The organism is Eubacterium ruminantium (assembly GCF_900167085.1).
Classification (GTDB): domain Bacteria; phylum Bacillota; class Clostridia; order Lachnospirales; family Lachnospiraceae; genus Eubacterium_Q; species Eubacterium_Q ruminantium.
In genome coordinates this window covers 145,815-157,936 of sequence record NZ_FUXA01000008.1, presented here as the reverse complement: position 1 = coordinate 157,936, position 12,122 = coordinate 145,815, and the positions used below count along the sequence as shown (strand labels likewise).

Genomic DNA, 12,122 nt, shown 5'->3' with positions numbered 1-12,122 from the left:
GACATATAAGCAATTGAATCAAAGATGTATATTTATTACGTATAAACAATTAAAACACGAACAATCTAAAATATTTTAAACTGATATATCAGTTATAGAAAGGGAGAAAAAATGTTAGATATTAAATTTTTAAGAGAAAATCCTGATATAGTAAAAGAGAATATCAAAAAGAAGTTTCAGGATCATAAAATTCCTCTTGTAGATGAAGTTATAGAACTTGATAAGGAAGCTCGTGCTATCCAGGCTGAGGCTGATCAGTTAAGAAGTGAGAAGAATGTTATTTCTAAGCAGATTGGTGCATTTATGGCTAAAGGTGATAAAGAAGGCGCTGAAGAAGCAAAGAAGAAGGTTGCTGAAAATGCAGCTCGTTTAGCTCAGCTTGAAGAGAAGAAACCAATCGTTGATGAGAAGGTAAGAAAAATCATGCTTACTATTCCTAATATCATCGATGATTCAGTTCCAATCGGAAAAGATGATTCTGAAAATGTTGAAGTTACAAAGTATGGCGATCCTGTAGTTCCTGATTTCGAGATTCCATATCACACAGATATTATGGAGAAACTCGCAGGTATTGATATGGCTGCCGCAGGCCGTGTAGCAGGAAATGGATTCTATTACCTTTTAGGAGACGTTGCCCGCCTTCACAGTGCAGTACTTTCATATGCAAGAGATTTCATGATCAACAAAGGCTTTACATATGTTATACCTCCTTTCATGATCAGAAGTGATGTCGTTACAGGTGTAATGAGTTTTGATGAAATGGATGAAATGATGTACAAGATTGAGGGTGAAGACCTTTTCCTCATCGGCACAAGTGAACATTCTATGATAGGTCGTTTTAAAGGTGAAATGGTTGATGAAAGCTCACTTCCTCTTACACTCACAAGCTATTCTCCATGCTTCCGTAAGGAAAAAGGTGCACATGGTAAAGAGGAAAGAGGTGTTTACAGAATTCATCAGTTTGAAAAACAGGAAATGATTGTAATCTGTAAACCTGAAGAATCAATGGATTGGTTCAATAAAATGTGGAGCTACACAGTAGAACTCTTCCGTTCACTTGATATTCCTGTAAGAACTCTTGAATGTTGTTCAGGTGATCTTGCGGATCTTAAAGTTAAGTCATTCGATGTTGAAGCTTGGTCTCCACGTCAGAAGAAATATTTCGAAGTTGGTAGCTGCTCAAATCTCGGAGATGCACAGGCAAGAAGACTTCAGATCAGAGTTAAGGGTGAAGATGGAAATAAATATCTTGCTCATACTCTTAACAATACCGTTGTTGCACCACCAAGAATGCTTATAGCTTTCCTTGAAAATAACTTAAATGCTGACGGTTCAGTTAATATTCCAGAAGTACTCAGACCATATATGGGTGGCCTTGAAAAAATAGTTCCAAAGAACTAGAAAGAATGATTAATGCATAGTTTATATCGTGCCATTGGTTTTAGTAAAATTAAATCCAGACTACAAATGGAAGGACTTTATCGTGATGTAATGAATTCACCTACGAGAAAGACAACCGCATCCATCGATCTCGGTACAAGCATAATTCAGCTTGACCGGGAGTTCGGCGATGGAATAGGAATAACTCTCATTGGTGAAATTGATGCAACATCAAGAATAAGTATTGAACATGCATTTCCTTTTGCAACACCTTCAACACTTACATATGTACATAATCTAAGGATTGAAAAGCATCTTGGAAATGATTCCTATGACGGCATTATCGATGATTTTACTCTCAATATAATGTTTTATCTTCAGAATATTGCCGACTATGTTCATTTAAACTGGCTTAATAAAGCCCCTTTTACTGAAACATGTATGTTATCCGCATTATCCAATAACGGAAGCATACTTCTTCCTCTTACAAGAACAAAAGACGAAGAAATTAAAGTTAAAAAACAACATATCGATCGTATCCGACTAACAGAAGCTGCAAGAAGAGGAGATGAAGATGCTTTAGAGGATCTGGCTCTTCTCTCAATGGATCAGAAAAATGATATGTATAACAAGGCTCTTCGAGACGGAATTCTTTCTGTTGTCGAAACAACTATGATGCCTTATGGTATAGATTGTGAAGCGTATGAAATAATTGGTATCATCGAAAGATACAAAGTTATCAAAAATACTGTTACTGATGAAGAGGTAATATGTATGACCATTCAGTGCAATGACTATTTTCTTGATGTTTACATTAATTCTATGGATCTTAAAGGTGAACCTGAAGTTGGTCGACGCTTCAAAGGAGTTATCTGGATGCAGGGCTATATAATGTTCTAGGCCCTATTCCGGCATTTAATTAAGTCTTGACGACATTCTTTATTTACTATAAAATAACGAATGTTGCATATGTATCTATAGCTCAGCAGGATAGAGCGTCCGCCTCCTAAGCGGAAGGCCGGCGGTTCGAATCCGCCTAGGTACATTGGATATAATAAACCCCGAAAGAATTATTCTTCCGGGGTTTTATTAACAACCAATTTGAAATTTATCAATCAATGATACAGATCATATAAATCGATTATTCCTGTTCGTTTGCAATAGCATTCTGAAGATTAGCTGCTGCATCGATAGCTGTTTCTGCATTGATTTCGGAAATATCATAATCGCCGTAATCATATGCCTGCTTCTTAGGCTTTTCTTCCTTAACAATGTTCTTGCTGTAATCTTTATTATAATCTCTGTTGTAATCCTTCTTCTTGAAGTTCTTTCCACCCTTCTTAAGGTAAACAACTACCTTACGATAAGGTTCTTCACCTTCACTTCTTGTTGCAACGAATTTATCGTTCTGAAGTGTTGAATGGATAATTCTTCTTTCATATGGATTCATTGGTTCAAGAGTAAATGACTTTCTTGTTCTCTTAACTTTGAATGCAATATTCTTAGCAAGGTTTTCAAGAGTTTCTTTACGTCTTTCACGATAATTCTCTGTATTGAGCTTAACTCTTATATAGCTTTCGCTCTTCTTGTTTACGAATAAGCTGACAAGATACTGAAGTGAATCAAGAGTCTGACCTCTTTTTCCAATAAGAATACCCATTTCAGGTCCTTCAAGATCAATATCCATTGTCTCTAACTCTTTATCAAACTGAATATCTATTGAAACTTCTGTTTCCATTGCTGCGAAGATTTTCTCAAGATATTCTTTTGTATCACGTGAAATATCATTCTTGGCTCTGGCTTTAATAACAGCCTGTCTGCCGCCAATTCCGAGGAATCCTGTACTACCCCTGTCAACAATTTCAGTTTCAAGTTCAGAACTTGCTACTGAAAATTCAAGAGCTGCAGCTGTTATAGCATCTTCAACTGTCTTAGCTCTAAATTCCTTAAATTCCATTACTAGTCGTTCTCCTTATCATTAAACTGCCTCATAGCATTTGCTTTGGCAGCAAGACTTCCTTCTTTGTATTTAACGTTTTTATTCGTATTAGTTGAAGTTGAAGAAGTGTAATTCTTAAGTCTAGCACTTCCAAACTTTTCCATACCTTCAGCTTTTTCTCTAGCTTCCTGCTGTGCTGCAGCACTTTCAGCTAATCTTTCCATGAAGCTCTTCTTACCGCTTGCTTCACGTTTAGCATTCTTCATCTCTGCTTTAGCTTTAGCTTTTTCAACAATTTTTTCCATATCCGCTTTATCATAATATAGATTGGTAAGAACTGTGGTCAACCAACTTATGAATGCACCAACTGCCCAGTAAAGACCAAGACCTGCTGATACTGTTATACAGATGATGAATGAGAAAACAGGCATGAACTTTGTAAACTTGTTCATTGTTTTCATTGTTGCTTCCTGACTTGCGTCAGTGATTACCTGCTGCTTCTGCATAGCTATAGTACTTAAGAACTGGAATAAAAATGCAAGTACAGGGATTATAAGTGCTATTGTAAACTTAAATCCCGGTGGTTCAGAAAGATTAATACCTAAAAATGTATTTGCTTCTTTAATTTTTGAAAGTTTCTGATCAAAACCTATAGAAGCACCTGAAAGATTAAACTGTTCATTTAATTTGTCCCAGTTATCACTTGTAAACTTATAAAGTGAATCGATGATTCCTTCTCCGTTATTAAATGTTGTGATCTTAAGTACTCCGCTTTCAAGCAATACTTTCTGATTTTTAACAAAATCCTTGAATGCATCAAATGTTACATTGTCTTTGATGTAATAAGCTATAGGTTCATAAAGCTTATGGATTTTACCAACATATGTTGGAATATTTCTTATAACCCAATAAAGAGAGAAGAAGATAGGAAGCTGAATGATTGCTGTAAGACATCCTGAAGTCATCTTGATGCCGTACTTCTGCTGAAGCTCCCTGATTTCCTGCTGCTGCTTCATCATGGTATTCTGATCTTTTTTTCCTTTGTACTTCTTGTTAATCTTGTTAAATTCAGGCTGAAGATACTTCTGAATTTTCTGAGATTTAGTACTCTTTAAGCTTAATGGAAAAATAAGGAGTCGAACTACAATTGTGAAAAAGATGATTGAAAGACCAAGGCTCGCAATTCCCATCTTATCAAGTACGTTATAGATTGAATCCATTATCCAACCCATGAAGCTGTAAAGTGGTCCAAAAAATCCTGTTTTCTTGATTAAAAGCATTTTTTTCTCCTATGGAACCGGATCGTATCCTCCTTTATTAAAAGGATTGCATCTTACTATTCTCCAAACTGTAAGTCCTGTTGCCTTTATGAAATTATATCTGCTGTATGCCTGAATAGCATAAGTAGAACAGGTTGGATAGAATATGCATGATCCATGTTTTTTTAGCGGTGAAATATTTTTTTTATAAAATTTAATTAAACAAATACAAACTCTATTCATTTTCTTTCTTAAAAAAGTTATGAAGCCTGCATAGATGGAGAAATGATTTCTCTATATCAAAATAATTCCTACCCTTAGCTGCAGGCCTGGCTACAACGACTATATCATAGCCCTGTATCAAGTTATCATTATTTAATCTGTAGCTTTCTCTGATTAGTCTGGTTATTCTGTGCCTGACGACACTGTTGCCAACCTTCTTACTTACAGAGATTCCAATTCTACTGTATCCGAGTGAATTGGCGACTCGGTACATCACTAAATACTTATTGGCAAACGATTCTCTGTGGTCATAGACCTTGCCAAACTCTCTGTAATTTTTTAATGAAATTATATTTTTCATCTTACAACCCTTACTCACCGATAAAGGTTCTTAAAGCTACTTAAAAAGACCACATAGGCTGTGGTCTTAGGCTGAAATAGACTTTCTTCCCTTTGCTCTTCTAGCTGAAAGAACCTTACGACCATTTGCAGTACTCATTCTCTTTCTGAAACCGTGAACCTTAGATCTTGATCTCTTCTTTGGCTGAAATGTCATCTTCATTAGGAAATTACCTCTCTTTCTTACTTATTAAAATGTATCCTCAAATAAATCGGATTTATAAAAAGACACAAATCAACTGACATTTTATTTGAAATACGGCAAAAAGTCAAGAATAATCAGTCAATTTGTACTTATAGTTATACACAAAATTATGTGAAAATTATTTTTAGTTTACGTAATTTATCAACATTTTGTTCGTAAATTGTTGATAACTTATCATTTATCTGTTTGTTTATTTGTTATATTAATTTTTTTAACTCTCATTTTCGACGTATTTTCAATGGTTTACAGTAGTTATAAACAGTAGACATAATATTTCCCATCTATTAACATAAAATTTATGGAATAATACACCTGCATATGCTGTAAGTGTTTGTTTTTGCTTGTTAATTTCCCTCTTTTGATGTATTATATCTAATGGGTATATTTCCCATTTTACTAAGAATTGAAAGGTATCTACTTATATTATTATGGAAGAGCTAATTAAAGAAAAATGGAATGATATTCTTCATATACTTGAGACCGATTATGACATATCAAAGATAATCATAGACACTTGGATAAGGACTCTTGAAATCTATTCTGCAGATGATAAGACTATCTATTTCTGTGTTGATGAAAAAAGAGGCAAGCATGGTGTTGATTATCTTCATAAAAAAGGATATGACATTTTTCTTCTTTCCGCTATCAGAGAGATATTAAATGACTCTGATGTCAATATCGTTATCGATGAAAAGAAAAACTTTATTCCTGAAGATGAAGAAAATGGTATAGAAGGTATTGAATCAAAACTTCACCGTGAATACAGTGATGGTTATTATGATGCCGTTAAAAGGTCTAATCTCAATCCTAAATATACTTTTGAAAATTTCATTGTCGGTGACAGCAACAGGCATGCTTATGCAACTTGTCTTGCGGTTGCGGATCTTCCTTGCCAGGATAATTTCAATCCTCTTTTTATTTACGGCGGATCCGGACTTGGTAAGACTCATCTTATGCAGTCTATCGCTCATTACATTTTACAGAATGATGAAAATACAAATGTTTTATATACAACATCAGAGATATTCACAAATGATATCATTGATGCTATTCAGAAGAATAAAACAGATGAATTCAGAGATAAATACAGAAGAGTTGATGTACTTCTTATAGACGATATCCAGGAGATAATAGGTCGTGAAAGAACTCAGCAGGAATTCTTCAATACCTTCAATTATCTTTATGAAGCAAAGAAGCAGATTATCATATCTTCTGATAAACCACCAAAGGAAATAAAATCACTTGAAGAAAGACTCCGTTCAAGATTTGAATGGGGAGTTCCTATAGATATTCATGCTCCAGATTACGAAACACGTATGGCAATCCTTAGAAATAAAGCAGAGCTCAACGGACTGGCAAGCATTCCTGATTCTGTATTTAATTACATTGCTGAAAATATTGTTTCAAATGTCAGAGAACTTGAAGGAGCACTAAATAAGATCAGTGTCTATGCAAAACTTATGAATCTGGATATTACAGAGGATCTTGCAAAAGATACACTTAAGGATCTTATTTCAAAGGAAACCACTTCACTTGTAATAACTCCGGATCTTATACTTTCAACAGTTGCGGATCATATGGATATTTCGATAGAAGATATAAAGTCAAAGAAAAGAAGTGCTGATATAGCTACAGCAAGGCAGCTTGTTATGTATCTCAGCAGAAATCTTACTGACAGAAGTCTTCAGTCGATAGGAGATACAGTTGGAGGCAAGGACCATGCAACAGTTTACAGCGGTATAAAGAAGATTGAGGAAAAAATCAAAGAAGATTCTCAGTTTAATGCCACTGTTGATGTGATCATCAAAAAGCTGAGTCCTCAGGGGTAAGTATAGCAATTCATGGAAAGTCCGACGAAATGCCTTACTTATATATGATCTTTGATGTAAATTGTTTATAAGATTAGTAAACAAACAAAGTTATAAACATGTTTGTAGATATATTGTTGATAAGTGTTGATAACTTACAATAATCTGACAATTAATTGTTATTTTACAAATATATATTTAATTGATTTCACGTTTTTTGAAGTCCAAATTACATGATTTTTCAAATATCAACATTAACCAACTTTAAATTTTTAATTCTTCAACAGACATTTTTATGATGATTTTTCAATAAAATAAACGCTTACGGGACTTTTCAACATATCAACAGTCCTTACTATTATTACTACTAAAAATTATTTAAATAATAAAGGAGTTCGTCACATGCGTATCAAATGTAAAAAAAGTATTCTTTCGGAAGGAATTAGTATCGTATCAAAAGCTGTTTCTAATAAAACAACTATGCCAATACTCCAGTGCATCTTAGTAGAAGCTGTAGGAGGAAGAATCAAACTTATAGCAAATGACCTTGAACTTGGTATAGAAACATTTATAGATGGAACTATCATAGAAGAAGGAAAGATAGCATTAGAAGCTAAGTTCTTTTCTGATATTGTAAGAAAGCTTCCTGACAGTGAGATAGATATTGAGACAAACTCAGATTATAAGACTACTGTTTACTGTGAAAAGACAAAGGCAGTTGTTCCTTGCAGATCAGGAGAAGATTTTTCTTATCTTCCTGTTATAGAAAAAGAAAAAAGTATTTCAATTTCGCAGATGACACTCCGTGATGTTATAAGACAGACAATATTCTCTATTTCCGATAATGAGAATACAAGACTCATGACAGGTGAATGTTTTGAGATAAAGAACAATAAGCTTTCAGTTGTTTCTCTTGATGGTCATAGAATTTCAATGAGAAATATAGAACTTAAGGGAGAAAATCCTGATATTAAAGTTGTTGTTCCGGGAAAGACTCTTCAGGAAGTAAGTAAGATACTTTCAGGAGGAATAGATGATGAAGTATCTATATTCTTCTCTGATAATCATATTCTTTTTGAGTTTGAGGATACAAGAATAGTATCAAGACTAATCGAAGGTGAATATTTCAAGATAAGCCAGATGCTTTCTATAGATCATAAGATTGTTGTTAAAGCAAATAAGAGAGATCTTATGGCAATTATTGACCGTGCTTCTATCTTCATTCAGGAGACAGACAAGAAGCCTATAGTTGTAAGTGTTAAAAATGATAACAATATGTATCTTCGTGTTGATACAAATATCGGTTCTCTTAATGAAGAACTTGAGATTACCAAGGAAGGTGAAGAGATAATTATTGGATTTAATCCTAAGTTCATTATGGATGCTCTTCGTGCTATCGACGATGATACAGTTAATATTTATATGTATGATTCAAAGAGTCCTTGTATCATAAAGGATGCTGAGGAAAGTTATATTTATATAATTCTTCCAATCAACATCAATACATCAATTTACTAAGATAAATGATAGGATGTAAATAGAATATCCGGTATTTGAAGAATGTATTTCAGATAAAAAAATATCAACAGATGGTGTGAATATGGAAATAAAGATAAAAGGAACAGAAGAATTCATAAAACTCGGTCAGGTACTTAAGGCGTGTGGTCTTGTAGGTTCCGGTGTGGAAGCAAAGGAAGTTATACAGGATGGACTTGTAAAAGTTAACGGTGAAGTTGATACCAGACGAGGTAAAAAACTCTATGATGGCGATACAGTTGAATATGAAGGCCAGACAATTGAGATAAAAAAATAAGGTTAGAGATAATGTTTATAGAATCTTTAGCATTAAATAATTACAGAAACTATGATTATCTTGATATTGATCTGAGTAAAGGAACCAATATCCTTTATGGTGATAATGCACAGGGAAAGACCAATATACTTGAATCAATCTATATGGCTGCTACGACAAAGTCTCACAGAAACAGTAGAGATAAAGAGATAATCATGTTTGAGAAGGAAGAATCTCACATCAGACTTATGGTAAATAAGAATGACATATCTCACAGAATAGATATGCATCTTAAGAAAAATAAGAATAAAGGTGTGGCTGTGGACAGTCTTCCAATCAGAAAGATTGCTGAATTATTTGGACTGCTTAATATTATATTTTTCTCTCCTGAGGATCTTTCAATTATAAAAAACGGTCCTGTCGAGAGAAGAAGATTTATGGACATGGAATTATGTCAGTTAAGCAGGCTTTATTACAGTAATCTTGCTAATTACAATAAAATACTTAACCAAAGGAATAATCTTCTTAAGCAGATTCATTTCAATAAAAGTCTTATAGATACGCTTGATGTATGGGATATGCAGATTGCAAAGTATGGATATAAGGTTATCAAAGAAAGAGAAAACTTTATAAATATGCTTGAAGAGATTGTTGTTGATATTCATCAAGGGCTTACATCCGGTAAGGAAAAGCTTGAGATAAAATACAACAAATCAATAAATGAAGAGTCTTACGAAGATATTTTGAAGGAAAAAAGATCTGTTGATTGTAAGTATGAAAGTACTCAATATGGACCTCACAGAGATGATATTTCATTTTTTATAAATGATATGGATGTCAGAATGTACGGTTCGCAGGGTCAGCAGAGAACAGCAGCTTTATCTCTGAAACTTGCAGAGATAGAACTTGTAAAAAAAATTATAAATGATAATCCTGTGCTTCTTCTGGATGATGTTATGTCAGAACTTGATACAAACAGAAGAAATGCTTTATTAAATACAATAAAAGATGTTCAGACGATCATAACATGTACAGGTTACGATGATTTCATAAAAGAACGTATAAGTATTGATAAAATATATTACATCAAAGAGGGCAAAGCTACTTTGAAGAGTATTTAGCGGTATTTAATTTATTTCTTTTATGAAAGACAATTAGGAGGAAACAGTGGAAGAGAATAAGGAACAGAGGGAACAGAATATGAATCAGGAAGCAGAATATGGCGCAGAACAGATTCAGATCCTTGAAGGACTTGAGGCTGTAAGAAAAAGACCGGGTATGTACATAGGAAGTACATCATCCAGAGGACTACACCATCTTGTTTATGAGATAGTAGACAACTCTGTAGATGAGGCTCTTGCAGGATTTTGCTCTGAGATAAATGTATTTATCAACAAAGACAATTCCATAACGGTAGAAGATAACGGAAGAGGAATCCCTGTAGGAATCCAGAAGAAAAAAGGACGTCCTGCAGTAGAGGTTGTATTTACTATACTTCATGCCGGTGGAAAGTTCGGCGGTGGAGGATATAAGGTATCCGGCGGACTTCATGGTGTAGGTTCGTCTGTTGTAAATGCTCTTTCTGACTGGTTAGAGGTACAGGTTTCACGTGAAGGTAAGATTTATCAGCAGAGATATGAGAGAGGTAAAGTCTGCTATGATCTTAAGGTTGTAGGTGAAACAGATAAGACAGGAACAAGGGTTACATTTAAACCTGATGGAACAATATTTGATGATGTTATCTATGATTATGATACTCTTAAGGTAAGACTTAGAGAGACAGCTTTCCTTACAAAGAATCTCAAGATAACTCTTACAGATTTTCGTCCTGAGGAAGTAAAGACCAATACTTTCCATTACGAAGGCGGTATTAAACAGTTTGTTGAGTACCTTAATAAGGGAAAAACAGCGCTATATGATAAAGTTATTTATTGCGAAGGCAATAAGAATAATATAAATGTCGAAGTAGCTCTTCAGCATAATGATGGATATAACGAATCAGTTTACAGTTTCGTTAATAATATCATTACACCTGAAGGTGGTATGCATCTTACAGGATTCAGAGCTGCTCTTACAAAGGTATTTAATGATTATGCAAGAACCAATAATTATCTCAAGGAGAAGGATGATAATCTTTCGGGAGATGATTTAAGAGAAGGTCTTACAGCAATCATAAGTGTAAAGATCGAGGAGCCACAGTTTGAAGGACAGACAAAGCAGAAGCTTGGAAATGCAGAAGCAAGAACTGCTGTAGAAAGTGTTATGTCTGAACAGATGGTTTATTTCCTTGAGCAGAATCCTGCTGTTGCAAGAATCATTATCGAGAAAGCTATCCTTGCGCAGAGAGCAAGAGTAGCAGCGAGAAAGGCAAGAGATGTTGCGAGAAAGACAAATCTTTCAGAATCAATGGCTCTTCCAGGAAAACTTGCGGATTGTTCAAGCAGAAATGCCGAAGAATGCGAAATCTACATAGTAGAGGGAGATTCAGCCGGCGGATCGGCTAAGACAGCACGTAACAGAGCTACTCAGGCTATTCTTCCACTTCGTGGAAAGATCCTTAATGTTGAGAAAGCACGTATAGATCATATACTTGAAAATGCCGAGATCAAGGCAATGATCACTGCATTTGGTACAGGTATTCATGATAATTTTGATATAGAGAAGTTAAGATACAATAAGATCATCATCATGACCGATGCCGACGTTGACGGTGCTCATATCGCAACACTTCTTCTTACATTCTTCTACAGATTCATGCCTGAACTTATCAGACAGGGACATGTATATCTGGCACAGCCACCTCTTTACAGATTGGAGAAGAATAAGAAATTCTGGTATGCATACAGCGATGATGAACTTGCAAAGATCCTCGATGAAGTAGGAAGAGATCAGAATAATAAGGTTCAGCGTTACAAAGGTCTTGGAGAGATGGATGCTGAACAGCTCTGGGATACAACTATGGATCCTGAGAAGAGAATACTTCTCAGAGTTTCTATAGATGATGACGATGAAACAGAGGTTGACCTTACATTTAATACTCTTATGGGTGATAAGGTTGAACCACGTAAGAAATTTATTGAAGAGAATGCCAGATTCGTTAAGAATCTTGATATTTAGG

Annotated in this window: 11 protein-coding genes, 1 tRNA gene and 1 pseudogene; 8 read left to right on the top strand and 5 right to left on the bottom strand. The window is 34.6% G+C overall.

Translation table 11 applies throughout. From position 1 onward, the window contains the following. The first annotated feature begins 111 nt into the window (after positions 1-111). The 3 genes from serS (at position 112) to B5D25_RS07225 (ending at position 2,425) form a co-directional block, all read left to right on the top strand. Complete coding sequence (serS, locus tag B5D25_RS07235; protein WP_078787289.1) at positions 112-1,401, top strand: serine--tRNA ligase; 1,290 nt, start codon at positions 112-114, stop codon at positions 1,399-1,401. Between the two features lie 12 nt (positions 1,402-1,413). Next, on the top strand, positions 1,414-2,280 hold the full coding sequence (locus tag B5D25_RS07230) for a DUF3881 family protein (protein WP_078787288.1): 867 nt from the start codon (positions 1,414-1,416) through the stop codon (positions 2,278-2,280). A gap of 71 nt (positions 2,281-2,351) precedes the next feature. Further along, positions 2,352-2,425 (top strand) — tRNA-Arg (locus B5D25_RS07225). Between the two features lie 291 nt (positions 2,426-2,716). On the opposite strand, the pseudogene jag reads toward B5D25_RS07225, so the two are convergent. The 5 genes and pseudogenes from jag to rpmH all read right to left on the bottom strand — a co-directional run. After that, positions 2,717-3,337, bottom strand: a pseudogene (gene jag / locus B5D25_RS07220) (RNA-binding cell elongation regulator Jag/EloR); the annotation flags it as partial. Between the two features lie 2 nt (positions 3,338-3,339). Beyond that, the gene (locus B5D25_RS07215) at positions 3,340-4,599 is read right to left on the bottom strand and encodes a YidC/Oxa1 family membrane protein insertase (protein ID WP_078787286.1); all 1,260 of its coding nucleotides are present in this window, start codon (positions 4,597-4,599) and stop codon (positions 3,340-3,342) included. Between the two features lie 9 nt (positions 4,600-4,608). Next, entirely contained in the window at positions 4,609-4,821 is a 213-nt protein-coding gene (yidD, locus tag B5D25_RS07210) for a membrane protein insertion efficiency factor YidD (protein ID WP_078787285.1), read from the bottom strand. Further along, positions 4,814-5,179 carry a ribonuclease P protein component gene (gene rnpA, locus B5D25_RS07205; RefSeq protein WP_423230082.1) on the bottom strand — a complete coding sequence of 122 codons (366 nt, stop codon included), beginning with the start codon at positions 5,177-5,179 and terminating at the stop codon, positions 4,814-4,816. Before rnpA ends, yidD begins: the two co-directional genes overlap by 8 nt. Positions 5,180-5,227: 48 nt before the next feature. After that, a complete protein-coding gene (gene rpmH / locus B5D25_RS07200) occupies positions 5,228-5,362 on the bottom strand; it encodes a 50S ribosomal protein L34 (protein WP_078787283.1) in 135 nt (44 codons plus the stop codon). A 470-nt stretch (positions 5,363-5,832) separates the two neighbouring features. Here rpmH and dnaA point away from each other — a divergent pair, with 470 nt between their 5' ends. The 5 genes from dnaA (at position 5,833) to gyrB (ending at position 12,121) form a co-directional block, all read left to right on the top strand. Beyond that, on the top strand, positions 5,833-7,233 hold the full coding sequence (gene dnaA, locus B5D25_RS07195; protein ID WP_078787282.1) for a chromosomal replication initiator protein DnaA: 1,401 nt from the start codon (positions 5,833-5,835) through the stop codon (positions 7,231-7,233). Between the two features lie 381 nt (positions 7,234-7,614). Further along, positions 7,615-8,730, top strand: a complete 1,116-nt coding sequence (dnaN, locus tag B5D25_RS07190; protein ID WP_078787281.1) for a DNA polymerase III subunit beta — start codon at positions 7,615-7,617, stop codon at positions 8,728-8,730. Positions 8,731-8,812: 82 nt separating this feature from the next. Beyond that, positions 8,813-9,025 (top strand): RNA-binding S4 domain-containing protein, encoded by a 213-nt coding sequence (locus tag B5D25_RS07185; protein WP_078787280.1) that lies wholly within the window; start codon positions 8,813-8,815, stop codon positions 9,023-9,025. Positions 9,026-9,036: 11 nt separating this feature from the next. Beyond that, complete coding sequence (gene recF / locus B5D25_RS07180; protein ID WP_078787279.1) at positions 9,037-10,125, top strand: DNA replication/repair protein RecF; 1,089 nt, start codon at positions 9,037-9,039, stop codon at positions 10,123-10,125. A 79-nt stretch (positions 10,126-10,204) separates the two neighbouring features. Then, a complete protein-coding gene (gyrB, locus tag B5D25_RS07175; protein ID WP_078787367.1) occupies positions 10,205-12,121 on the top strand; it encodes a DNA topoisomerase (ATP-hydrolyzing) subunit B in 1,917 nt (638 codons plus the stop codon). The last annotated feature ends 1 nt before the right edge of the window (position 12,122 follow it).